This is a genomic window from Enterococcus sp. AZ109, from assembly GCF_051714625.1.
In the GTDB taxonomy this organism is placed as follows: domain Bacteria; phylum Bacillota; class Bacilli; order Lactobacillales; family Enterococcaceae; genus Enterococcus_A.
The window spans coordinates 257,020-281,673 of the sequence record NZ_JBIOSF010000002.1; the positions used below are offsets into that span (position 1 = coordinate 257,020).

The 24,654-nt window shown below is 38.8% G+C and carries 29 protein-coding genes and 1 riboswitch; of the genes, 6 read left to right on the forward strand and 23 right to left on the reverse strand.

All coding sequences use genetic code 11. The features are described 5' to 3' along the window. Positions 1-17 precede the first annotated feature (17 nt). Positions 18-419 carry a hypothetical protein gene (locus tag IGI42_RS17795; protein ID WP_438717320.1) on the reverse strand — a complete coding sequence of 134 codons (402 nt, stop codon included), beginning with the start codon at positions 417-419 and terminating at the stop codon, positions 18-20. A gap of 213 nt (positions 420-632) precedes the next feature. Continuing rightward, positions 633-1,217: a sugar O-acetyltransferase gene (locus IGI42_RS17800; RefSeq protein WP_438717321.1), complete on the reverse strand. Its 585-nt coding sequence runs from the start codon at positions 1,215-1,217 to the stop codon at positions 633-635. 84 nt (positions 1,218-1,301) lie between these two features. On the opposite strand from IGI42_RS17800, the gene IGI42_RS17805 reads away from it, so the two are divergent. Then, positions 1,302-2,180 carry a MurR/RpiR family transcriptional regulator gene (locus IGI42_RS17805; RefSeq protein WP_438717322.1) on the forward strand — a complete coding sequence of 293 codons (879 nt, stop codon included), beginning with the start codon at positions 1,302-1,304 and terminating at the stop codon, positions 2,178-2,180. 2 nt (positions 2,181-2,182) lie between these two features. On the opposite strand, the gene IGI42_RS17810 is transcribed toward IGI42_RS17805, so the two are convergent. After that, entirely contained in the window at positions 2,183-2,326 is a 144-nt protein-coding gene (locus tag IGI42_RS17810) for a hypothetical protein (protein WP_438717323.1), read from the reverse strand. 339 nt (positions 2,327-2,665) lie between these two features. After that, positions 2,666-3,328 carry a Crp/Fnr family transcriptional regulator gene (locus IGI42_RS17815; RefSeq protein ID WP_438717324.1) on the reverse strand — a complete coding sequence of 221 codons (663 nt, stop codon included), beginning with the start codon at positions 3,326-3,328 and terminating at the stop codon, positions 2,666-2,668. Positions 3,329-3,419: 91 nt separating this feature from the next. On the opposite strand from IGI42_RS17815, the gene IGI42_RS17820 reads away from it, so the two are divergent. The 4 genes from IGI42_RS17820 (at position 3,420) to IGI42_RS17835 (ending at position 5,820) form a co-directional block, all read left to right on the forward strand. Next, positions 3,420-3,647, forward strand: a complete 228-nt coding sequence (locus IGI42_RS17820) for a hypothetical protein (protein ID WP_438717325.1) — start codon at positions 3,420-3,422, stop codon at positions 3,645-3,647. Between the two features lie 85 nt (positions 3,648-3,732). After that, positions 3,733-4,512, forward strand: a complete 780-nt coding sequence (gene proC, locus IGI42_RS17825; protein WP_438717326.1) for a pyrroline-5-carboxylate reductase — start codon at positions 3,733-3,735, stop codon at positions 4,510-4,512. Between the two features lie 143 nt (positions 4,513-4,655). Continuing rightward, a complete protein-coding gene (locus IGI42_RS17830) occupies positions 4,656-5,003 on the forward strand; it encodes a PadR family transcriptional regulator (protein ID WP_438717327.1) in 348 nt (115 codons plus the stop codon). Further along, positions 4,990-5,820, forward strand: a complete 831-nt coding sequence (locus tag IGI42_RS17835) for a hypothetical protein (RefSeq protein ID WP_438717328.1) — start codon at positions 4,990-4,992, stop codon at positions 5,818-5,820. The genes IGI42_RS17830 and IGI42_RS17835 overlap by 14 nt, the downstream gene beginning before the upstream one ends. 49 nt (positions 5,821-5,869) lie before the next feature. On the opposite strand, the gene IGI42_RS17840 is transcribed toward IGI42_RS17835, so the two are convergent. The 18 genes from IGI42_RS17840 to IGI42_RS17925 form a co-directional block, all read right to left on the reverse strand. Next, positions 5,870-7,393, reverse strand: coding sequence for an ABC-F family ATP-binding cassette domain-containing protein (locus IGI42_RS17840; protein WP_438717329.1), 1,524 nt, complete (start codon positions 7,391-7,393; stop codon positions 5,870-5,872). Positions 7,394-7,845: 452 nt separating this feature from the next. Further along, entirely contained in the window at positions 7,846-8,151 is a 306-nt protein-coding gene (locus IGI42_RS17845) for a hypothetical protein (RefSeq protein WP_438717330.1), read from the reverse strand. Between the two features lie 59 nt (positions 8,152-8,210). Further along, positions 8,211-8,825 carry a helix-turn-helix domain-containing protein gene (locus IGI42_RS17850; RefSeq protein ID WP_438717331.1) on the reverse strand — a complete coding sequence of 205 codons (615 nt, stop codon included), beginning with the start codon at positions 8,823-8,825 and terminating at the stop codon, positions 8,211-8,213. A 116-nt stretch (positions 8,826-8,941) separates the two neighbouring features. After that, entirely contained in the window at positions 8,942-9,604 is a 663-nt protein-coding gene (gene tenA, locus IGI42_RS17855; protein ID WP_438717332.1) for a thiaminase II, read from the reverse strand. Between the two features lie 120 nt (positions 9,605-9,724). After that, a riboswitch (TPP riboswitch) is annotated at positions 9,725-9,815 on the reverse strand. A 51-nt stretch (positions 9,816-9,866) separates the two neighbouring features. Next, the gene (locus IGI42_RS17860) at positions 9,867-10,046 is read right to left on the reverse strand and encodes a DUF6440 family protein (RefSeq protein WP_438717333.1); all 180 of its coding nucleotides are present in this window, start codon (positions 10,044-10,046) and stop codon (positions 9,867-9,869) included. A 312-nt stretch (positions 10,047-10,358) separates the two neighbouring features. Next, on the reverse strand, positions 10,359-11,342 hold the full coding sequence (locus IGI42_RS17865; RefSeq protein ID WP_438717334.1) for an ornithine cyclodeaminase family protein: 984 nt from the start codon (positions 11,340-11,342) through the stop codon (positions 10,359-10,361). Positions 11,343-11,477: 135 nt separating this feature from the next. Next, on the reverse strand, positions 11,478-11,651 hold the full coding sequence (locus tag IGI42_RS17870) for a hypothetical protein (RefSeq protein WP_438717335.1): 174 nt from the start codon (positions 11,649-11,651) through the stop codon (positions 11,478-11,480). A gap of 12 nt (positions 11,652-11,663) precedes the next feature. Next, positions 11,664-11,882, reverse strand: coding sequence for a hypothetical protein (locus IGI42_RS17875; RefSeq protein ID WP_438717336.1), 219 nt, complete (start codon positions 11,880-11,882; stop codon positions 11,664-11,666). Positions 11,883-12,041: 159 nt separating this feature from the next. Continuing rightward, a complete protein-coding gene (locus tag IGI42_RS17880) occupies positions 12,042-12,941 on the reverse strand; it encodes an NAD(P)-dependent oxidoreductase (RefSeq protein ID WP_438717337.1) in 900 nt (299 codons plus the stop codon). A 218-nt stretch (positions 12,942-13,159) separates the two neighbouring features. Beyond that, entirely contained in the window at positions 13,160-14,113 is a 954-nt protein-coding gene (locus IGI42_RS17885; RefSeq protein ID WP_438717338.1) for a uroporphyrinogen decarboxylase family protein, read from the reverse strand. Then, a complete protein-coding gene (locus tag IGI42_RS17890; RefSeq protein WP_438717339.1) occupies positions 14,100-15,254 on the reverse strand; it encodes a trans-sulfuration enzyme family protein in 1,155 nt (384 codons plus the stop codon). The genes IGI42_RS17885 and IGI42_RS17890 overlap by 14 nt, the downstream gene beginning before the upstream one ends. Beyond that, complete coding sequence (locus tag IGI42_RS17895; protein ID WP_438717340.1) at positions 15,244-16,539, reverse strand: Sapep family Mn(2+)-dependent dipeptidase; 1,296 nt, start codon at positions 16,537-16,539, stop codon at positions 15,244-15,246. Before IGI42_RS17895 ends, IGI42_RS17890 begins: the two co-directional genes overlap by 11 nt. Positions 16,540-16,554: 15 nt before the next feature. Beyond that, positions 16,555-17,376: a PTS system mannose/fructose/sorbose family transporter subunit IID gene (locus tag IGI42_RS17900; protein ID WP_438717341.1), complete on the reverse strand. Its 822-nt coding sequence runs from the start codon at positions 17,374-17,376 to the stop codon at positions 16,555-16,557. 2 nt (positions 17,377-17,378) lie between these two features. Continuing rightward, positions 17,379-18,128 (reverse strand): PTS mannose/fructose/sorbose/N-acetylgalactosamine transporter subunit IIC, encoded by a 750-nt coding sequence (locus IGI42_RS17905; protein ID WP_438717342.1) that lies wholly within the window; start codon positions 18,126-18,128, stop codon positions 17,379-17,381. A gap of 11 nt (positions 18,129-18,139) precedes the next feature. After that, positions 18,140-18,988 (reverse strand): PTS sugar transporter subunit IIB, encoded by an 849-nt coding sequence (locus tag IGI42_RS17910; protein ID WP_438717343.1) that lies wholly within the window; start codon positions 18,986-18,988, stop codon positions 18,140-18,142. Positions 18,989-18,990: 2 nt separating this feature from the next. Next, positions 18,991-19,455 (reverse strand): PTS system mannose/fructose/N-acetylgalactosamine-transporter subunit IIB, encoded by a 465-nt coding sequence (locus tag IGI42_RS17915; RefSeq protein WP_438717344.1) that lies wholly within the window; start codon positions 19,453-19,455, stop codon positions 18,991-18,993. A gap of 15 nt (positions 19,456-19,470) precedes the next feature. After that, a complete protein-coding gene (locus tag IGI42_RS17920) occupies positions 19,471-19,860 on the reverse strand; it encodes a PTS sugar transporter subunit IIA (protein ID WP_438717345.1) in 390 nt (129 codons plus the stop codon). A gap of 157 nt (positions 19,861-20,017) precedes the next feature. Further along, positions 20,018-22,513 (reverse strand): sigma-54-dependent transcriptional regulator, encoded by a 2,496-nt coding sequence (locus IGI42_RS17925; RefSeq protein WP_438717346.1) that lies wholly within the window; start codon positions 22,511-22,513, stop codon positions 20,018-20,020. A gap of 286 nt (positions 22,514-22,799) precedes the next feature. Between IGI42_RS17925 and IGI42_RS17930 the strand changes: the two genes are divergently transcribed. Continuing rightward, positions 22,800-23,570: a MerR family transcriptional regulator gene (locus tag IGI42_RS17930; RefSeq protein WP_438717347.1), complete on the forward strand. Its 771-nt coding sequence runs from the start codon at positions 22,800-22,802 to the stop codon at positions 23,568-23,570. 36 nt (positions 23,571-23,606) lie between these two features. On the opposite strand, the gene IGI42_RS17935 is transcribed toward IGI42_RS17930, so the two are convergent. Further along, complete coding sequence (locus IGI42_RS17935) at positions 23,607-24,611, reverse strand: DUF3114 domain-containing protein (protein WP_438717348.1); 1,005 nt, start codon at positions 24,609-24,611, stop codon at positions 23,607-23,609. Positions 24,612-24,654: the final 43 nt, after the last annotated feature.

Here is a 24,654-nt window from a genome sequence, read left to right on the forward strand (position 1 = left end):
ACCTCTTTGCGTTAATTTTAACTACTAAAAATTGACATACGTTTGCTTTTTTGTGAGGCAAGTACTGTCCAATTAATATCATCACACGGATTTTCGGATAAAAGACCTTCTCGAATAGCCGCTTTCAACGTACGATTTAGCATACTCAGATTATTTAAAACAACTGTCGGTCTTGCATAATTAGCGATCCATTCATCAATTGCTTTATTGATTATTTTTGGTGTTAAATCTTCTAACTTATAGTCTCCTAAAGCAGGAAGTAGATATTTATTCAACGTTCGCTGATAAATAGCTATTGAGGATGCTTTTCTCATCAGACTTAGCTCTAGTATCCAACAATCCACCCACTCGCCATAAGTTGTAACTTCTTGCACTTCACCAAAAATCTCTTCATATTTTTTCTTTTTTTCTTTACTCATACAATCATTTTCCCTTCCATATTTATTAAGAATGCCGACAAATGAAGCGAGTTATGCTGCAAAATGTAACTTAGGGATCTCCTTTGACTGTTTCACTTCATTTACTGGTTCATAATAATATACGCAAAAGAAATTTTTTTGTTTTAATTATCCAAATTTTTTTAAAAGAAGCTGTATTTTCACGCAAATGAATTAACTCCTCTATTCTTTTATCTATTCCGCATCAATTCCGTTCTGTTCCTCCGTCAAGTCTCTTATTACTTGGGCAGGAACACCGGCCACCACACAGTTATCTGGAACATTCTTTGTAACTACAGCTCCAGCAGCTACGACTACATTATTCCCAATAGTTACGCCTGGCAAAATAACACAGTTTGCACCAATCCAAACATCATTTCCGATAACCACTGGATCGGTCAGTGAAAGATGCTCCCGGCGACCTTTAGCGTCTAAAGGATGTCCAACAGACGTAATCACCGTGTTAGGTCCAATCATACAGTAATCTCCAATAGTAACTGATGCCACATCTAAGATTTTTACATTATAATTCGTGAGGAACGCTTCACCAACTTGAATATTTTTTCCTACATCACAATAAAAAGGAGCCTGTATGTAAATATTCTCTCCTTTTTTCCCAAAGAGTTTCGATAGAATTTCTTTTTGCTCTGCTAAGTTTCCAGGATCAATTTCATTAAATTGCTTACATAAACGGGCAGCTTTTTCCTTAAAGAGGCTGATTTGTGGGTCAAGAAAATTGAAGGGTGCGCCGGTGTGCATTTTTTCTAATTCTGATACCATTTCTTTCCTACTTTCTGATTTGTAATTGTCGGTAGCATCGCATATAATTTTAATAATGTTTACTAACCTGAGAGGAGGCCAGTAATGTTACTAATTGATCGTATGAAAGAATACCCTTTTTCTCCTAGCGAAAAAGTTGTCATTGATTTTATTTTAGAAAAGGAAGACTTAATCCGAGATTACTCCGTAAAAGCAATCGCTCAAGAAACTTATACCTCCCCTTCGATTCTTGTGCGGATAGCAAAAAAACTGAACTATTCTGGTTGGTCTGAGTTCAAACAGAATTTTTTAGCCGAAGTAAGCTACTTGCAAAGATATTTTCAATCAATCGATGCAAACTATCCCTTCGCAGCGACTGATTCGTTTATGGCAATCGCAAACAAACTGGGGCAGCTGCACCTAGAGAGCATCCACGATACATTAGCTTTAGTAGCACATGATTCACTTTATCAAGCAATTCGTTTGATGGAAAAGAGCAGCAAAATACAAGTCTACGCAGTTGATAATCTTAACTATGCTGGGGAAGAGTTTGTCTTCAAGTTGGGGCGACTTAATGTAAATGCTACCATCAATCCCGTTTCTGACAATCATTTTCACGATGCTGCTATGAGTACTTCTGAAAACTGTGCAATCTGCTTATCTTACTCGGGTGAAACACCCACTCTGTTGAAATCGGTAAAGCAACTTAAGAAAAATCAAACACCTGTTATTGCTATTACGAGCATTGGGAAAAATAGCCTTGCCGATCTGGCAGATGTGGTTCTTCCCATTACGACAAGAGAGAAATCCTATACAAAGATCGCTGGCTTTTCTTCCTTGTCCTCAATTTCCTTTATGCTGGACATTTTATATAGTTGTTATTTTTCACTGCATTATCAGCAGAACATGGACTACAAAGTTCGCATCGCTGAAAGGATCGAAACCAATCGGCAAATTGATAATGCTATTATTAAAGAGGATTAAGCTTATTTACGATCTAAATGATCACGAAAACGAGCGTATTCTTGGCTCCAATAACGATTCTCCTTCAATTGTAGATGGTTGATAATATTGGTTTGGATCAATTGTTTAAATGGGTCCTTATGGATAAATGAAAGGATTTTATTCATGTTAGCCTCCTGTCTTTACAATATTTTTTTCTGTCGTTTACTGATATCTGATTTTAGATCAGTCAAATTTGGATTGGTACATTTTCATGCCAAAGCTGCTAGTATGATCGCTTATAAAATAAACCGTGTCGGATTCCTTCGTCCATCAAATTCCAGCTCCTTTTCATCTGTCTGGAGATAGCATAATGTATTTTTACCGCAAGTTATATATCACAAGGGAATATTAGAATGCTGTTTACAAAACTGGGCAACAAGACGTCCTTTTTTTAGAATAAATTGTAAAAAACTGTAGATAACTTCCTATTTCTAGGACATTATCTACAGTTTTTAATAGTACATTTATTCAATTACTGCCTCGGAGGAACGCTTCTTCAACTGGGCTTCATCCAGAATAAAAAATCCATGATCTTCCCTTCTTAACACACCTTCTTCACATAAGGCTTTCAACAGCCGAAACATGTGACGATAACTAATTCCAATTGTGGCTGCAACATCGGTTAAGTTGTCTTGAAAGAAATTTTTGTAGGCACCTTGTAAAATATAAGAACATAGCCGTTGTTCTCCTGTGTAAAGCGCTGTTGATACATAATTTTGCGAACTCAGCAACAATTTTTCCGACAAGCCACGAGCCAAATGAGTTACGAAGGTCAAATTCTGCAGTAATAAGTTTCGCTGCTGTTGGTAGGGAATTACCAAACATTCCACATCTGACAGAGCCACCACCGAAGCTGCCCCAACATCACTGGTACTAGCTAGCTCCATATCACCGATTAGTCCGTCCGAAAGATAATAAGTCAACACCAAGTCTTTGCCGTTAGAAGCTGTCGTGCAGACCTTGGCCTTTCCAGAAACAACCAGAATCAGATGGTGATAGGGTTCGCCTTCTTCATGAATGGTGTCCCCTGCTTTGTACCAATGAACAAAACAATTAGTTTCCTGATCCGATAAGCCGTAACGTTTTAATAATTTTCGATGTGTTTCGGTTAATTGATAGTTTTCCATCGCTTTTTTCACCGCTTTTTACTAGAGTATGACATATGTCCTACTGGAATTGCAACTATTCACTTACAATAGGGTCATGGAGGTGTTCAATATGATTTATTTACTAGGACTTTTACTGCTAGTCGCCTTGATTTCCTGGAAATACCACAATGTAATGACTCAAAAGAGAGAAAATTATTTCCAACAGATTGATGCTTATGAACATAAAAGAAAAGAAGAAATTTTGCGTCGTGCCAAGAAGCAAGTTGCTGAACACAGTGTAAAAGAACAACATGTCGATGACGAATATGTTTATTCTTCATTTAAAAAGACTGCGTAAAGAATTGCCAAAAGACAAATGTAAAGCAAACCCCTTAGCTTTCCTCCTCTTTCTCGTTATAATGAGAAAAAGGAGGTTTTTTGTTATGAAGATTGGCTTTTTCGGTGCTGGTCATATGGGCAGTGCCATGATACAAGGATTTATTAATTCAGGTGAAGTAAAACCCACCGATATTTTAGTCAAAGGCGGTCGCAGTCAGACAGCTGCGAATCGACAAAGTGAAATGGGTTTTAGGTTAATTGACCAGTTGGAGGAGATGGCGGATGCCGATTTGTTAGTTGTTGCGGTGAACCCCGGTGCGGTGCTGCCGATTCTTGAAGCATTGCCAGCTAATGTTACTAATAAAAAAATCCCGTTAGTTTCCGTGGCTGCCGGTGTCAACCTGCCGGAGATGGCAGAAGTTCTAGGAGAAGATTATCCTTTAGCCCATTGTATTCCCAACACCCCGGTTCAAGTTAACGAAGGATTACTGGGTATTTCCTATAGTGAACAGCTGCGTTCGGCTGACAAGGATGCCATTGATCAAACATTGCAGCTTTTAGGAAGCTTAGTAGAAATTGATGAGCACTTACTTGGAATTGTTGGTTCTGTTGCTGGCTGCGGACCAGCTTTTGTCGATTTATTTATTGAAGCTTTGTCCGATGCCGGTGTATTGTACGGTCTTAATCGCGAGTTATCCTATCAAATCGCCGAACAGATGACTAAAGGTGCCGCTGAATTGGCACTTCAGTCGAAAAAACATCCCGGTGAACTAAAGGATGGCGTCGCTACTCCTGGTGGAACGACGATTAAGGGCGTTGTGGCATTAGAAAAGCACGGATTCAGGAATGCCGTGATCGAAGGCATTAAGGGGACGATGGAGTGAAATAGATTTAGATTTTGCGGCGCCAAGCTTTTGGGCGCTTTTTTTGTTGTCTTCATTAAAAAATTTCCACTATCTTGCTTTACATACTACCTGCATTACGGTATCATTACCTTGTAAAACAAGCTAGTGAACGAGGTGTACAAATGCCCCAAAAAATTGATTCGCAAATGCTGAAAGGTGTGCTGACAGGCAGTATTTTGCTGCTACTGTCGGAAGAAGAGCTTTATGGCTACCGTTTAAATGAGCGTTTAGCTAGTTTTGGCTTTGATGCGATTTCCAAAGGTACCATTTATCCTCTGCTGCTATCGTTGGAAAAGAAAAAGTTTATCGCAGGACATATGCGAGCTTCAGAGAATGGACCAAAAAGAAAATACTACTCGATTACACCAGAAGGAATCATCGAAAAAGAAAACTTTCTAAAGCAATGGAACGAGCTGCAAAAAAATATGCAACGAATTATTGAAGGGGTCGAGGAGAATGGAAAAAACTAACTGGGAAGAACTAAATGCGGAACTGCAAAAGGAATTGACAGTTGATAATGAGCAATTCTATGTAAATCTCCTGATCTATGTCAGAGCCAAAACAATGATTCGGGATCATGAAAAAGCGGAAGAACTTTTACTGGAAATATTGCAGGACATTTTAGAAGCTCAGGAACAAGGTATTTCTGCTGAGGAATATTTTGGCAAAAATCCCAAACAAATTGCTGACGAGATGATCGCCAACTTACCGATTAATGTTTGGGATGCCGTTAAGCTGGGATTAGTTGCCATTACTAGTTATCTAGTGGTTACCTTTTTTCCAACGATGGTTTTTCCTGACAAAGCAATTGATTTAGGAAAATTGCTCATCGGCGGATTGGCCGCAACCGTTTTTGCTATTTTGGCTATGAAATTGCTGGGCTATAGTGCCTATCGCTATCAGTCAAAATTTTGGCGGCTTGTACCTTATCTTTTTGTGGCTGTAGGCTTGATTGGTTGCATTGCCCTGCTGGATTTTATTTCTACCCCACTGACTATTTCCATTAGTCCAACAATCGGAATTTTACTAATTTTGCTAATGTCTGCGATTGTCGCTGGCTTATTTTATAAGGAAAAGGACAAAGACCTTTGGCTTCCATTTATTCCTCCGCTAACCTGTAATGCCATTGGTGGTATTATTTTTCGGCTTGATGCTTTTTCTGGTCTTTTAAATTCAAAGCGCGGTGCACTGATTATCGCAGGTTGCCTGATAGCTGCGATGATTGCTCAGTATGTGATTATATTTGTTGTGTATAGAAGGCAGAAAAACCGATCGCTAAAATCATAAAAATAGCATGTGGACATACCAGAATATTGGTGTCCACATGCTATTTATGCTATTCCCCCAACGAAATTACGCGATCGACAAACTCTTCGTAGAAAGTATTTTCGTGGGAAACGACTACAACCGTGCCTGGAAATTGCTCCAAGGCTTTTTGCAGATTTTCCTTCGTTGCTTTATCGATATGGTTCGTCGGCTCATCCAGAATTAAGAAGTTGCTCTTGATCATGGTCATTTCGGCAATTTTCACTTTGGTTTGTTCGCCACCACTTAGAGTCTTCAAGCTTTGTTGCGCTAATTCGCTGCTCAAGCCCGCACGAGACAATTGACGCCGCAATTCTTTGTTGTTAGCCTTTGGATAGCGATTGCTTAAATATTGGAAAGGTGTCTCCAATGGATACTCCCAAGCTAATTCCTGAGAGAAATAATTGATTTTCGTATGGTTTGGAAAATGAAAGCTTCCGCCTAAAGCTGGTATTTCACCAATTAGTGTTTTAATTAACGTTGACTTTCCAATTCCGTTAAAACCACGCAAAGCAACTTTTTCTCCATAACGAAGAGTTAGTTTTAGCGGAGCCAGTAATGGCTTGTCATAACCCACCAGTAAATCATCCGTCTCCAAAGCTAAAGTTGTCACCAAAGGAACCGGTTCAAACACAATATTTGGCGTAGGTGAATCAGAAGGTGGGGTCAAACGTTCAATTTTTGCCAATTGTTTTTCTCGACTTTTTGCCATGGTTGAACGGGAACCGGCTTTATATTTACGGATATATTCTTCAGTTTTTTTAATATGCGATTTTTGAGCTTCATACTGGCGCATATACGTTTCCGCTCGCAGTTCTTTTTGCTTAGTCGCTTTTTCCAAGTTACCAGTGTACTTGGTCAATTGACCGAATTCGATATCCATAATATGAGTAGTTACTTCATTTAAGAAAGCCTGGTCATGAGAAACTACCAAAAAGGTTCCTGGAAACTCCTTCAAAAATTGTGTCAGCCATTGGACATGGTCATCATCTAAATGGTTCGTTGGTTCATCCAGAATTAACAAATCTGGTTTTTCTAGCAGCAACTTCGCTAATAGAATCTTCGAACGCTGTCCACCACTTAAATTCTTCAAAATACTATCCATTCCTAATACGTGAATCCCCAATCCTGTCGCAAGTTCGTCGATCAAGGTGTTCATTTGGTAAAAGTCCCCTTGGTCCAACTCATTTTGTAGACGGCCTGCCCGTTCCAATAAACGATCATCCATATCGGTAGCATACGCTTCATACAGTTTAGTAATTTCTACTTCTTTCGCTAAATCCTCAGCAAAAGCTGTTTGCAGAAATCCCTGAATGGTCATAGTTTCATCCACGTTGACGTATTGATCCAAGTAGCCCACCTGAAATTTTGGCGAGACCACTATTTGGCCTTCATCCGGCAAAATTTCGCCAGTGATAATTTTGATCAAGGTACTTTTCCCGGCACCGTTGCGACCAATTAGTCCCACATGTTCGCCTTTGTTGATTTGGGCATTAATTTTTTCATACAACAGCTTGTCCCCAAACTGTTGGGTAATGTCTACTAAATTCATCATAATTTTTTTCTCCTCATTACTGTTTCTTTTTTTTATCGGCACACATCTAATTAATAAGAAAGGTTTCGCAAACTCCTCTAGATTGAGAAGCCCTGCACTACTACTTATGTCCAAACCAATCCTATCATTTGTGAAAAACTATATTTTCTTTACAAAAAAAGCTACAGACAACAGCAATTGTCTGCAGCTACAATATTTTTTCAAAATCGAAAACACCAAGGCACAATAAATAAACCTGCCTACTTCGGGCGTTTCCGATGAAGTCTAAACCTTTATTGTATGCTCTTAACAATGCTTCATCGAATTAATCTGTCAAGAGCTGCTTTTCTTACGAATTTAAAATAATAGCTGTATATCATCAGATGTTCCCTCTTTCGCCAAGAATCATAACATGTTCCCGAGATTGTGTCAAAAAGATCAGTAAAGTTTCTGAAAAAAATGGTGATTCCGACTTATCTTTGCTTTTCGTTAAAGAAGTTGTCGATTGACGCTTCAATTCCCTGGAAGTCTTTGTTGAAGAACAGTTCCAGATCGACAGGTATCTCAGGCAGATCGGTTTCGTTTATAAAACCACCATTAGGATTAGGCACCACCAAATAATCAGCGCGATCTTTGTTCTTAAAATAGTCGAACATCACTTCGTATTTGCCAGAAAGATGCTCAGCCAGTTCTTCTCCGTTCATGTATATCCAAGGCAGAAGATTCAGCACCGGCCGAGCGTTGGTATTGATTTCGAAGACAAAGCAGAGTTTTTTCATAGAGAAAACCCCTTTTTTAACTATTGTATTCCATTTATGGGGCTTTCTCTACTAGTCATTTAACTTATTTTTTTATTGATGGCGTACATAAAGCAAGCAATGGTCAAACATGTAATTATCCGAGCAGTAAGCAACTGCCAAGTTTTTGTCAAGAAAATATCCAACACTAAAAATGTTCCTACAATTAACAAAAGTCCAAATACTACAATGGCAACTTGAGTTAAAACAACATTAGAAGTGCTTTTACTCAAAAAATCGGTTCGTTTGATATGATGAATTAGCTGATACAACAGCGCTAGTCCTGATACTAAAAAAACTAGGAGGTTCATCGCAATATTTTCAATTTTTGGCAGAGAAATCATTGGCATCATCAAGTACAAAATACCATACCCCATAATGCAGGCGAGATAAATGCCGATCAGTTTTCGATTGCTTTTGACTGTGTTGGTGTCTTTTTCAAGTTGTTTTATCATGTCCTCGTCTCCCTTTAGTAAATGATCTAAGGAGAGGTTATAAATATCACTCAACAAAATGATGCTGACGATATCAGGATAACTTCGCCCATTTTCCCAACTAGATATTGTTTGGCGGCTGACGTTGATTTTTTCAGCTAAGTCCTCTTGCGTCAATCCTGCTGCTTTTCGTGCATTCTTTAATTTTTGATCAATATTCATAACTGACCTCCTTATCCAAATTATAGGTTAGACTTCTAGACACCGAACAGAAAAAGTGCTTTACATTCAGCTTTTTACCATGTAAATATGTCTTTACATACTGATATATCAAGCTTTTAAGCGATCGCCCAAGTTTCCAAATTCATCGCCATCTCCCAAAACGCATATTCCATCTTACTGCTGATGACAAAAGCCTCCAGCATCTGCTTTTGCTCTTTCGGTTTACTCGCTTCGTATAATCGGTCTAAAACAGCACGTTCTCTTAAGATTCCCTCAGCGGCTTCCTCACCTGAATAAGTTTCAATCCACCGCTGGTACAATGGGTGCGGCGATCCTGACTTAATTAGACGAATGCCTATTTCTTGATACAACCAGGCACATGGTAACATACCTGCAAAGGCTGCATTCGGTGTACTTTCCACTAACTGTCTGTACATGTGAGAAACATAATGATAGGCAGTTGGTGCAACAGGTGTTTCGGCAATTTCTTTTTCAGTGATGTTTAATTCACTAAAAAAATCGGCACGAACCGCAATCTCGCCTAATCGTAAATTTTCTGCATTTTCTCTCATCAAGTTTTGTACTTCTTGATCTGCTGTTTGATCGGCAATCCGTTCGTAAAGTTTGCTGAAATGTTCTAAGTAATAGCGATCCTGGAGCAAATAAAACCGAAATATTTCCGGTGATAAGGTACCATCTCCAATCGACTCCACAAAAGGATGCACGAAGCTCCCCTCCCAATAAGCTGCAGCTGCTTTTCTTGCTAATTCTGTAAACATATAACTCCCCCTTACTTTTTTCTACTATTAAAATAGCCTCCTCAAAAAAGTCCACGAGGAGGCCAAACTAAAAAGAAAACCCGATCACAAAAACGATCGGGTGTAATAATTAACGATTTGACTAAAAAAGTCACACATTCCCTGCGTCAGTCCTAACTGTTTCAGGTTCAATGGGTATAATCTCAGCTTAAAAGCACCCCTAGTGTTCTTATTCGATTAATAAAAGTATAACATACCTTTTAGATGAAAACGACTCCTACTTTTATCTTCTTCGTATGACAGGTGTACCATCAGCATTCAATAATGGAGTAATTCCTGTCGATCCATAAATTGTGTTTAAGACCAATAAATATTGCACACCGGTTTTTTCATCTGTAATAACTTGCGTTTTAATCGATTTTTTGTCACTTTTTTCTTCTGAAACCATAAATCTTTCATCCATATGTCAATCTCCTTCTAACATATTAAAAGTATACCTTATTTATAGTAAACGTTTAACCACCTATTACAAAGGCAAAAACAAATATATTTAAGGTAAACTTTTTACTCCCGCTACCAAGTTTTTAATAAAAACACGAACGAACAGCCAACAATCATTCCTAACAACATAACACTGCCTCCCGAACTTTTTTATGTACTCAGTTTATCGTCAAAGTTAATAAAAATGTGCCTTTTGTCCAGATCAGCTAATAGTTTGTCCCAAACGACAAAATAAGACAAGCTTCCTCGTAAAGAACAGCTTGTCTTAATATTTCTAATCTGGAATTTCTGTACCCAAGCCTTTTTCACGGGCTTTTTGGACAATCTGACTTGCTACCACTAAATCTAAAACAGCTGTTCCAACTGATTTGAAAATAGTAATTTCTTTATCTGAAGTTCTACCTTGGACTTCTCCTAATAGAATTTGTCCCAACTCGCCAGAATACTTATTTTTTGGAATATATTCTTCTTTTAACGGTGTAATAAAGTCTCCCGCTGCATTTAGTACCCCTTCTGTTGTATCAAAGATAACCCGGTCTGCTCGCTTAATTAATTCTTTAGGAATTTCAAACATACTTGGTGTAAAGGAACCGATTCCATTAATATGTGCCCCGTCTTTTACCCAGTCTGATTCGAAGGTTGGCTCATTGGACGGCGTCGCACTGGTAATAATATCCGCACCTTCAACACATTCCCGACTAGTTTTAGTTGGAATCAAGCGTGCTTCGAATTTTCCTTGCATATCCTCTACGAAACATTCCGCCCTTTTCTGAGAGATATCAAAAATACGAACTTCGGTTAATGGACGAGCTGTTAACATCGCTTCTAATTGTTTCTCCGCCTGCCCCCCTGTTCCGATCAGGGCACCAATCTTGGCGTCTTTTCTTGCTAATAGCTCTGTCGCTACCCCTTGTACCGCACCTGTTCGCAGCTGAGTCAAGTATGTGCCATCTAACAAGGCAGTGACTATCCCACTTTTTGGATCTAAGACGATCATTGTACCAGTGACACTAGGCAGACCCCGTTCGATATTGTGCAAATAAGTCGAAACAATTTTTACGCCAAGAGATGGTTTATCCCCACCGATATAGGCTGGCATGTATGAACTTACACCATTTTCCTCTCGAATATCCACATTCGTGCGCAGTGGTGCATTTGTCTCCCCTTTGGAGAAAATCATCAAGGCTTCTTTATCTGCCTCTAGCGCCTCCTTCATGGAAAAAGTCTGGATCATGTCATCTTTTGTCAAAAACAGCATATATTTCACTCCTTGTTATATTAATGAGGCTTTCACCTCCCTGGTTCCTAAAATTACTTGGCACTCATAAATGCCCACGCAACAAATCCTAAAAAAATAAAAACTTCATTTATCAGCATTTTCCTCGTCAGTTTCTCAACTTTGGAAAGATAGTAACCCTCCACTGAAGCAGTAGTCAGCAATACCGGTAACGTCAAAAAACAGCGGCAGTCCTTTAACAAGTATTGTCACCAAAAATGTGAATAAAAGACCAGCAAATGTAATGTAAGAATCATGATAGCGAAACGGTAAAGCTCGAACATTTTTCAACATTTTCTCCACCTACCTTACAATTGTTAAATACAGCAACCACGGCACATAAATTACCACTTGTTCTAAAATTATGACAACAGCACCTATTTTAAAGCCAATTGGCAACGACTGCCGTGACAAATAAATACCTGAAATAATACCTAGAAACGGAATTGGAAAGAAAAAAGAAATCGCTAAAATAATAATTCCCGCAACACGCTGCTTATCATCATATGAGAGATTAAACATTGAAAAACTTCCTAAAGACGTTTCTTTAATTATATCATGATGAGAATACCCACCATAGTTTTATTTACGAAAAAACCATTGGCAAATCTATGATTTTCTATAGATTTTGGTTATACAAATAGGCTTAGGCAGCTACAAATATGCCTAAACCTATTTCATTTATTGCAGAAACTTCTCTATATTCTGAATTACTTTTTGTGCTAGGCGTACTTTAGCCATTGATGTCAGACCAGCACTGTGATCACCGGCAAAAACATTTGGTAAATTGGCTACCTCTTCCCCAATTCCTGCTACAGTGTCGCAAAATGCATAGGTATTAGGAAGGCTTAACCAGTTGGCTAAGTCATCAATGGTATGAGATGGCGCAATAGATAGGTTCATCAGGATTTTCCCTGGTCCCATCAATTCGAACTGTTCTTCCTCTAGCAAGACTACATTTTTATTTAAAGCGGTAATCACGATATCCACTCGACTAAGTAAGTCGTTTAACGGGTAGTAATCCATTGCCAACCTCTCTTCGATTTCCGGTTTGCGCGTGCGGCTGTAATAAGATACATCTGCTCCGAAAAAGTGTAAAGCCTCTGCTACCAGTGATCCAACTGTTCCCATACCAATGATACCAACTTTGATACCAGTCAACTCTGTTGGCTCGTCTTTCCACATTGCTTCGCCGCGCCCTTGCAGTAAGCGTACCAGTTCGCTGATTACATATTCTCTTACCCCTTCATCACCGTAATCACGAATCCCAGTGACTACAATTGCTTTTTCCTCAGCGGTCAGAATGTCGACATTTGCGCTCTCGGGAGAATACAGACTGCAGCACATTCCGATGTAACGAATAGTAGGACAAGCATCTAATACTTCTTTGTCAATATAGCTGGTAAAGCTTAGCATCACACAATCCGCATCACCAATTCGGCGAATAATTTCTTCGGTTGTATCAGGAATATCAGTATAAAAAATTGTCTCATCTGCATAGTTTTTCAATTGCTCATCCCACTCTGGCAATAACTTAGTAGGTTCGATGGCCACCATTTTCTTAAAGCGTTTTTTGTCCATTGTATCCTCCCTTTCTCTTTGCCTAATCATAGCGTGAAGCAAAGAGCTGCGTCAAATGGAAAAAGAAGTCTCACGATAAAAGTTGAAATCCGATTTATCTATAATAGAAAATTTGTTAAGCATCCTTGATCCCACTAAAAAAACCTTAACTAATCTCATCAGATAGAATTAGTTAAGGATTCCTATTAGTCTAGCGATTGTTATGTGATTAAGTTTATCTACTGACTAAGATGCTCATGAATTTGGCGAAGTTTATTTAATGAAATGTCGGTTGGCAACGTACAATCCGCACCAATTATATAACGATTATTTGCAAATTCATTTTCAATACGCATTAATTCTTGCTTAATTTCTTCCACATTTCCTTCAACTAATACACCAGATCGATCATCAAATCCTCCTAAATAGACTTTATTGCCAAAGATCTTTTTGGCTTCTTCAAAAGAATACTCACTTTCATGCATCGCCCAATTGATGACATCACAAGGATAATCCTGATATTTTTTTAATTCTGTCGCTTCTTTACAAATATGAAGAAAAGTAGAAAAATCTTCTTTCTTATTCGCTTGCTCTAACAATGTGCACTCTGCCACTTTTAATGCCTCTTGGAAAAAGGTATCACTAAATTTCCCTTTTTCTCCTCCTAAAGCTGCGTAATAAATGCCCTGTACTCCTGTTCCCATCGTCATTTCTAAAACGAGCTGTGTATTTTCTTCAATTATTTTCAGACCATCCTTTACAGATTGTGGATCACGCTGATAATGTTCATTGATTAGCTGAGGGGAAACTGAATAGCTGTGCCCTGAAGCATGAGACAACGAGGCAATTAACCCATGAACTGTTCCCAATAAGTAGCAATCTTCCTCGTTTGCTTCTACGATACGCTGCAATATATTTTCTTGGTCCTTAACCAGCTTGGAATCTTTGGTAATTTTAGTAATATTTTTCCATTCGTGAAGGTGTTCTATTTTTTGATGACTGCGCATCTCGTTTTCATTCATAATTTTTAAAATATCAGTCAGGGTTTCTTCTTTAAAGGCTAGGTGGGCTGCCACTTGCGCTTCTACTCCTTGAGAAATAATCTCTTTAGGGAAATGCAGCCAAAAGCCCATCGGTGCATGATCAGGTCTTTTACCTGTTAATACCTGCTTAACTCGCTCAATTTTTTTCATTCTCTTCTCCTTCAAGTGCTTGTTGAATATCTAACCATAAATCTTCAGCGTCTTCGATACCGCAAGACAAACGTACTAAGGTTGGTTTGACCCCTGCCTTCAAGCGATCTTCTTCTGCCATACAAGCATGGGACATTGTCCACGGATAAGACAAGATACTTTCTACTCCGCCTAAACTTACCGCTACAATCGGAATTTTTACCTGTTGGAATAATTTTTGAACCTGACTTTTAGAAGTCAATTCAAAGGATAAAACGGCTCCACCGCTTGTCGCTTGTTGGAAATGTTGGAAATGGTCTGGATGCTGTTCTAACCCCGGGTAATGAACGGCTTTGACATTTGATAGTGTCAGTAACTTTTGAGCTATGGTTAACGCATTAGCACTGGCTTGTTTCATACGAACCGTTAGTGTTTTTACCCCTCTTAGTAAGAGCCAAGCTTCTTCTATACCAGGAATTGAGCCGATAATTTTTTGATTTTTGTACAACTTTTCGCAAAGTTCAGCAACATTTGTCACCGCAAACCCCATGACTAAATCGCTGTGCCCGCCTAAAAATTTGGTGGCACTGTGCACTACAATATCTGCACCTAGCGCTAATGGTTGTTGGTAATAAGGTGTCATAAATGTGTTATCGCAGACAGTTAAAAGCTGATGAGCTTTGGCAATTTGACAAACTTCCTGAATGTTTGTAACTGTCAACAAAGGATTGGATGGCGTTTCTAAATAAAACATCTTAGTGTTCACTTGGATTGCTTTCTCCCAAGCTGATGGGTCCCGTTCATCAACAAAAGTGTAAGTAACTTCAAATCTGCTTAACAACTCCGACAGCAACTGGAAAGTTCCCCCATAAATGTTTTCACCTAAAACAAGATGATCCCCTGCACTTAGCAACAATAGTGAAGCTGTGATTGCAGCCATACCAGAAGAGAAGGCCACCCCATATTTCCCATTCTCTAAGGACGCGACAGCTTGCTCTGCCGCTTCAATCGTGGGATTGCCAAAGCGGGTGTACGTATAGGGCTGCTTTTCAGGAAAAGCTTTTTGGTGAAAGGTTGATGATTGATATTTAGGAATAGATGCTGCGCCAGTATTAGGATCTACTACTGGATAACTGTGAAGGACTTTCGTATCAATGTTCATTTTTTATCGCCTCGTCTATAACAATTTGAATTGCTTCTTGGTAAATCTGGAGGAGCTGTTCTAAATCCGAAATTTTCATTTGTTCATTTTTTCCATGGGCATAGGTTCTAGTATCGGGAAATCTGGGACCAAATGCTGGAAAATCGGGAAAATAGCTGGCATATGTGCTTCCACCCATATAAATAGGTTCAAGTTGTTCTGTGGGAAACTTGCGACTATATAAGCGAAGTAATTGATCGGCTAGCTGTTTATTTTCCACTAAATGAACCTTTTTCGCATTCAACGTCGTTACGTTCCAGCCAGGAAAAGCTTGCTGGATCGTTAACAAAATTGTCTCTTGACTTAGCTGACTGCCAAAACGAATATCAACTTCTACCTTCCAGTGATCCGATTTATAGTTGACTACTCCAACGTTCACAGTTGTATCGCCAAATTTATGGTCAGGACAACTTAGTCCTAAATCTGTACCGTTTGCTTCGGCTAATTGCAAAAGGTCGTTCATTTTAGTTGAATAATACTGTGAATCCAGTGTTTTTAATAGTTTGAAAAAGGCATTTACTCCTAGCTCCGGCTTAGCACCGTGAGCAGGAATCCCACGGCTAAAAACCGTTGTTCCCTCCCAGCCGTTAACAGCAGACAGGTCAAAGTTAGTTACATTCTGTTCACGTTTAACTTTGATTGCTGCATAGTCGGGCACTGAGTTGACTTGTTCACCACAAGATATATTTTCCAGCCACTCAACTGATTCTTGGGCTTCTAGCAGTAAATGTATGCGCCCTTTTTCGCCTAAAACGATAGGAAACATTGCATCGGGAACAAATCCAATTACCGGATTTTCCTCTAACTTCGTATACTGTTGGATACAAGCCATCCCAGTTTCTTCTTGCGCACCTAAAATGATGCGCAAGCGTATCTGCTTTTCTTCGGCTTGCTGAATTAACTCTTTTAAGAGCGTAATCATTACCGCAGCTGGTCCTTTATTGTCATAAACTCCCCGACCGAAAAGAACATCGTCTTTTTTTACCAAAGTAAAAGGATCTGTATCCCAGCCGTTTCCTGGCGGCACCACATCCAGATGCACTGGAAATGCTGCTAAAGGACCTTGAGTTCCTATTTGAGCCCAACCTAGGATGCTGCTCACTTTTTTAACAGTAAAACCTAATTGACCACAATACTCTAAAACAAAATCCAGTACAGCTTCTTGGTCATTGGTATCACTAGTAGGATAGGATTTGTAAGAGACTAATTTCGTTAAAAGCTCGATCGTTTCTTGTGTCTGTATCACTTTCCCACTTCCCTTCTAGAACAATCGAATAAGTGAACCTAATAGACTGAAAATAATCAAAATCCATAAAAGTTTCGATGCTGTCCATTTTTTTGCTGTCATTCCCCAGTAAACAAAGAATACTAGCGCTAAAGGCAGCAATCCTGGAGCAATCTTGTCTAATGTTTCCTGTAAACTAATTTCTTTGCCTGATATATTTAAGGAGGCAGTCGTAGATAATGAGACCATCGCAGCAGATAACGCACCCATCATAAACATCCCTAGAATACTGCCGCCTTTGATAATGCTGTTGACTAAACCACCTTGTAAAACCATCGAAATGGATTTCTTACCAAGCCGATAGCCATATTTGAAAAAGAATAAGCCTTCGAAAAAGTTAATAATGGACCACAAAACAACGAAGAAAGCGCCAATAATATTTCCTTCGGCTGCAAAAGAGGCACCTAGTGCGGTAAAGATTGCTTGAAATGTTCCTGCATCAATTGCATCCCCAATTCCAGCTAATGGTCCCATCAATCCCGTTTTGAAATCGGCAATTAGTTCTGAAGGAATGTCATCCCCACTAGCTTTTTGCTCTTCCATTGCTAATACACTTCCGTGAATCAGGCAACCCCACATTGGTTGGGTGTTAAAGAAGACCAAGTGCCGTTTCAACGCTTTTTTTAATTTTTCTTCATCTGATGAATACAACTTCTTCAACACGGAGGCAAAACTAGCTCCAAATGCTAATCCTTGCATTCGCTCGAAACTGTTAGACAGCTCTGCACACCACCACCAGCGTAGGTAAGTTTGCAAGACGTCATTTTTAGTTAATAATTTCTCTGATGTTGTTTCCATAATTAGACCCCTTTCATCGCTTTATTGCCGAAAGTCATCATCAAAGCAAGACATGTACCAAAGATCGCCGCACCCATAATCGGAATTTCCAAATACTTAACGAGGAAAAAGCCAGTAATAAAGAGCGGAATATATTCTTTTTTACCAATAATGAAAATTGTCGTCGCAAATCCTAAGGCAGGCAAGACACCACCCATGACAGTTAATCCGTTTAATACCCATTCTGGAATAATTTCTAAAATTCTTTCTACTAAATCTCCACCGAAATAATTGACAATAAACACAATGGGAAAACGCAGGACAAAACCAAAAATAAGTGAATAAATCGTCGCGCAGCGCCAAATGCCATTTGTATTTCCTTCTTCTGCGAAATGATCCGCTTTATGAGCTAGAAAAGCATTCCCTGTTCTTCGGATATTATTTAGAAATACGCCAATAATTCCCATGGGAACAGCTATACTGACCGCAACCTCTGTCGATACCCCTGTTTGAAGTGCAATTGGAATTGCTATTAAGCCAGCTAGCGAACGGTCAGAAGGAATATTTCCTCCAGCTGCAACCATTCCTAGATAAATGACTTCAATACCTGCTCCAGTAATCAATCCTGTTTGAACATCTCCCCAAAGCAATCCTAGTACAAAGCCGATAAAAGTTGGTGACTTCAGTGTCGGAAACAAAGAAAATCCAGCAATACTAGCAGAAATCCAAAACCAAAGTCCTGTAACCAACGCCATAACAAATGTTGACCCCATTTTTCTTCCTCCTATCTAAAATTCTTTTTGATCTCTCCAAAAGACATACTAGATTCTTCTGGTACAATTTGCGCGATGACTTCTGTTCCGCTATTATTAAGCGCTTCTAAGAAATCAACTTCTTCTTTCAATAATGAAACAGCTGAAATAACCTTTGTACGTCCCTGTTCATAAGGCACCCCGCCTAATTGAAGCTGTTGAAGCTTCAAACCGTTGTTAACAGCTTTTTCCACTGCAGAAACGTTTTTGAACAATAGGAAAAGTTGATCTCCTCTATACTGTCCACCACTAAGTCGTTTAACAATTTCTTGCGTATCAATAATTTCTACACTTACACCAGCAGGGGCAGCCATCGCATAGATATCGGCCATAAAAGGGTCTTTCCCTAAAGTATCATCTACAATCACAATTTTGTTGGCTTGCACTAGCTTCATCCATTTTGTAATGACCTGTCCGTGGATCAATCGGTGATCCACCCGAGCAAATTTAATTTCTTCCATAGTTGATTCCTCCATTTTAAATTGATTGAATGTGTCGATTATATTTTCGTGCGCTTCATCACTATCGCTCATTACATCTAACAAAAGTCTTAGGGACAAGTCAGTATAGGCTTTTCCATTGAGTGCCAAACCTAGACGGATCGAAATTTTGTACGTCGTACTTCCGTGCAAATCGCTAATAAAAATTAAGTTGTCTTTTCCAACAAGCTCCTGCCTAATTTGTTGGGTAAGTAGTTCGTGGTCTGTGTCGGCATTCAATGAATAGCTCAGCAGTTCGTCCTTTGTCCCGAAATGTTTTTTGACATCGTCAATCAAACTGCTCCCCCAATTTCCATGTGTCAGCAATACGATTGTTTTCATAGCTAGATCTCCTCAATTATTTTTTTCAAATCTACGGACTTTTCGTCAGGTACCATTTGGTAGTAAACATGAATTCCCTTGCTGATGATGTGCTTTAACTCAATGAGTTCCTCACGTGTTAAAAATAAGTTATTAAATAATTTTATTTTTCCAATTCCTGAAGCCATTCTTCCGATATTGATGTCTTTAATCTCGTGATTGACAACAAAGGAGCATGCAAGACGAATATCCTTAAATAAAATCATCTGTGTCTCCGGTGTTTCTTTAGCAATCTGGTCCATCTCCGAACTATGCAGAATTACAATCTCGCAATTTTTAGGTTTTGACATTAGAATCATCTGTTTTTCAATCAAATCAGAAGCCGTACTGTTATCTACAACAACTATTTTTTTAATGTTCTTTTCATTCGTCCATTTGAATAGGACTTGACCGTGAACAAGGCGATCATCACAACGAACAAATAGCATGTTCCCCACTCTTTTCTATGGATTGACTTCAATTACACTATCGATTCCTGTTTGCTTGCAATGCTGAGTCAGTTCCTTAATTTCCATTGATTCCCGCATCATCGCACACTCAATTAACATGGATAAGTTCAATCCCGAAAGTAATTTGAAATTTCGTTTTTGTTTTAAGGTTACTGAACACACATTAAAGGGTGATCCACCAATTAGATCGACTAATGCAATCACGCCCTCTCCTTGGTTCAAGTTTTCTAAAGCTTCATCTACTTTATCCTTCAAATTTGAAATACTGTCATCTCTATTCAAAGAAATCGCAGTACAATTGGCAATCGGACCTATTACCAATTCGGCACTTCGCTTTATCTCTTCGCCAAATTCTCCGTGAGTGACTAAAAGAATTCCTATCATCGACTTCCCCTCCTTTTACTCTTTTAAATGCAAGTTGCATGCCAACATTTAGAAAACCTTTAATCTAAGGCTTTTCACAACTCAAATAACCCACTAAACTTCCGATTAAGGCTCAGAAAGTTCAGTGGGTTGAAATCCTCCCGTTTTGTCCAGTATTTCAGCTCACTGGGTCATATAAAAACAGTTGCTCAGGAAATTCATAAACGAAAATATCTGCAACATTCCAAATTTCTTTTGCTGGTATTTCTATGCCAAAGAATTCACTTACAGTGACATAATGTTTTTCAAGTAATTTAAACAGGTCTGAATCGGTTTGAGAACTGTCACAGAATACTTCTTCAATACTAGGATCCACCAGTACTTTTTCAATCATACAACCATTATGGAAAATAAATTTCAGCAGAAATTCATCTGTAATCTCGATGCTTAACTCATCAGCGATCCTTTCCAAGACTGTTTTAAACAGAGCGAATACTTTTCGACTATCAAGAAAAACCAGTATTTTTTTCATACGTTCGATCATTACACTTTCGAAATAACGGAAATCATCTGATTCTTCAAAGCTTTCATGGGTGGATTGCCAATGACGGGACATCACAGAAAGCAAGGATTGTACCAATTCTTCTAAAGTCAGTTTTCGGCTTAAGGATAGTTTGGCAGCTTCTAAAATTAAAGGAGTACTTGCCATGTCAATCACACGTACAGCAACCCCTAAATCTTCCCTTAACTTTTGCTCGAATGATTTAATTGAACCCATATCTGCCATAACTAATACACCCAATCCATTGTCTAATTCGTGAACCTTGGTTTTTGTTCGTTCATATACATCTTGTACTTTCTCCTCTAGACTCATGTCAATTGCCTTCACACTAGTAATGCCCAAAAGTGAATTCACTGTATCCGCAATACTTGTAGCTGTATTTTCACCATGCATAACAATTAATATAGAGATGTGTGGACGATCTGTATAATGAATCAGTTGATTCAATAATTGGTCGACTATTTTAATATCCAACTCTGTTAATTGGAAGGATAAAGCACTGTTTAGTTGATAAGCAATCTGCCTAGTTGCAATGGAAATCGCTTGAGTATCCTTCAATAACTCTTCTAAACGAACAGGTTCTTCTCCGGTAATCGGAGTGTGTTTCCAAACAATTGTTAAGTGATAGGCAATAATTTTGCAGTAAAGTTCTAAATTGTCTTTATCTACAAAGCCAACTAAAGCCTGTTTAACTAAGGCTAAAATCTCTTGATCAATATACATATTTTTTACAACCGCATCTTCGTTGTGTGTGACTAAATTCACTTTTTGCATCATCTTACCAGTATATTCAGAAATTGATGCTTGGGTTTCTTCCTCGTAAAAATCCGTACTGTCTGCTTTGTCGTCTAATCGAAAATTATTTTTTATTCGTTGATAGACTTCTTGTTCATCTTTTTCAAGGGCAAAAGGTTGAGTATGTTGCTCTTTTTTGAATAACAAACTTTCCGGTAAATTATAAGAAAGACTTCGCTGATTCTCAATTCCTTCTAGATGTTTGGCTATGTTTAGCGGTAGGTGTCTGATTTCAATCGATACTTCTTCAGTTTCTTTTTTTATTGTATCTACAAAAGCATTGGCACAAGTATATTGCAAGTCGCTTTTTAGTTGTCCTATATTTCCTTCAAATTGATAATTCAACAGTAAACTCAGAACTTCTTGATTAATTCGAATATCTCGGCTGATCCTTCGACTCTCTTCCCCAACGAATCGACTGATAAAAGCCAGCTTTTCCTGCCAACTTCTTTGATGCAGAGAAGGTAAATGAATATGAACAGGTATCCTTCTTAAAAAAGTATTTAGCATGACTTCAGAGGGTTGTTCAGTGGTGGCCATAATCAAGCGAACATTTGCCTGATAATCCTGCTCGACATCTCCCAGCTTTCGGTAAATTCCTTTATCCATCAAATAAAACAACATTTCTTGTCCTTTAGCACTTAGGCGGTGTACCTCATCCAGAAACAGAAACCCATTATTTGCTGCTTCAACTAATCCTTTGCTGTCATCCACCGCTCCAGTAAAGGAGCCTTTTTTATGACCAAATAAATGGGATAGTAATAGTTGTTGATTGTCGGCAAAGTCAGCACAGTTAAAGGTAATGAATGGTGCATCTTCGGGAACCTTGCCCTCTTTTAAAGCGTACTGATACATTTTCTCAGCAAACAAAGATTTTCCTACTCCCGTTTCTCCAGTGATAAGAGTTGTCAAGCCATTTACTGGGTACAAAATAGCTGCTTGTGCTTTTTTTACGGCTTCTCTTAACGAACCATTCTCACCTACCAGATCAAAAAAATCAGATTCCTGCACTTGGTTTCCTTTGATTAAGCTCTTCTGTAAATGTTCCAACGAAGAGAATTCGCTTTCATTTATACCGCAATGAAAGTGTTCCTCTAATGTCTTTTTATCAATAAATAATACTGGTCTTTTAGCAATTTTTATCGCTTTTTGTTCTGTTACTAAGCGATTTAAATCTTTACTGACATTCGCACGGTCTAGGTTCAACGCCTCTGCTATTTCAGTCGAGTTGCTCCCCTTGATTTCAGTTCCAAAAAGAGCCAATTGCTTACTAGAAAATTTGCTCAATTGTTGATGAACAAGATCTATCCTTTTCATTCAAATCACTCCAGTACCCTCATTTTTAACGAAATCCCCAAATCGTTTTAAGTATAGACTTTTCTTAAGTATATTATCCGACATCACGATTATCAAGCAGCGTTGCAAAATAAGCGGTTCTGGCCGTTTTATTAATCACAGGTCATTTTGGTTTCATGCTATAAAAGCTGCTCTTCCAAACTGAAATTGTAGTACTGTCAGAGAGAAAGAACCATGTGGTTTTGTAGAGGGTTCTCGTGGTAAAATCTATTTGATAAAGCAAGAAAAAAGAGCTCAGGAGGAAACGATGGGTTATTATACGACATCACAGGTAGCCAAACTAGTGAACCTTCATCCAAACACCATTCGTCGGTATGAAGAATGGGAACTGATCCCAAAGCCGAAACGGGCTGTGAATGGTTATCGAATATTTACAGATTACCATGTAGAACTGATCCAACTAGCCCGCATCGCTTTTGAAATTGAAATCTTACAATCTGGTCTAAGACAGAAAATGTGGAAAGTAATCAGGGCATTGGCAACTTATGACTTCCAATTAGCAAATCAAAATTTAACGGACTATCAAACGGCTGTCAATCAAGAAATCGATCGAGCCCATGAGGCGATTGAAATTGTTGAAGGGATGCTTCAGAATGCTGTGGATGAAAACATACCCAAGTCACTCACTCGAAGTGAAGCTGCGGCGTATTTAGAAGTTACTGTAGATGCCTTACGCAATTGGGAATTGAATGGTTTGCTGACTGTCAAACGTAGTGCAAATCGTTATCGGATTTATAACGAAACTGATTTGAACCGCTTGAGAATTATTCGTACTTTACGGGCTGCCAACTACTCCCTTGAGTCAATATTACGTTTGCTACTGACTTTGGATCAACGATGCGTTTCTTCTATTAAGAATGTGCTAGAAACGCCAAAACCTGATGAAGATTTAATTGCTGTTTGCGATCAGTTATTAACCTCATTGGAGCTAGCTCAGAAAAATGCAATAATTGTCCGGCAAAAAATTGCACTGTTAAAAGCGCACTATCAGGCTACAGAAAAAGAGGAATCACCTTAGACAATTTAATCGTCTGCGGTGATTCCTCTTATGTCACTATTTTTTGCATTTTATTACTGCTAGAACTAAAGCTAGTATGGCGATTCCCCACACTCGTTGTTTCCTTTTATTTCTCTGAGAATAATCGTCTTTTTGACTATCCACACGTTTCCAATGATATTCTGTCTTATTTTTAGGATTTTTCCATTCCTTGGCAATTTCTTTCCGCAAAGGATGATCCAATTGGCTCGGAGGCAGACTGTCTAATCGACGATGGACGATGTCATTACGATCAGCATAATTAAACGATTCACCATTTAAAATTTGCTGTTGGAAATAGTGCCACTCCGAATAAGTAGCAAAGCGCTTCTTATAATAGTTGATATCGGTGATTAATTTACCCGCATCATCAAATTCTAGCACATTCCACTGACTGACAAATTGACCGTGATCATCTAAAATGAATTCTGAGTGAAAATCTGGCGTTAATCGCTTGCGATTTTCATTTCCTGATTGATAGCTGCTCTTATACTTATTATGAAAGCGAGCTCGTTCGGCAATCATCTTTTCTCCGCCTAGACCACCTTGCTTTTTTGAAGTACGGGCATAAGCAGCTAAGGCAACTTCATCTGAAATTTTAGTTCCGAAGCGACTGCGAACATAAGTAATATTTTGACGATCGAGATACATCCGCAATTGGTGGACTCGAGGATCGTCTAGAATTTTCCCTTCATAGGCTTGTTGAATCGTTTTTGCCAGTCGACTTAAAAATTCACTATGCGGCGGCATATTCGGATCAATTTGATAAGGTCCTGTTAACTGCAACGTACCATTCTCCATCTGGGCACCAAGCTGCCCCAACAAAAGCTCGATTTTTTCCTTAGGTTTTCGCTTTGAAGCTTGGAACATTTTGGTATATATAGCTGAACCAATCAGACGGCTTTCTTGCACTAGTTGTTGTTCAAGTTCTCGTGCCTCTTTTAGGGAAAGTCGGCGGGTACGCTTAATTATTTCTTTTGATAGTAGACGTTGGGCGGCATCATCCCAGATCAATGACTGCATCGTTAAAAATCTCCTTTGAATGGTATCAAAAGAGCTATGCTTA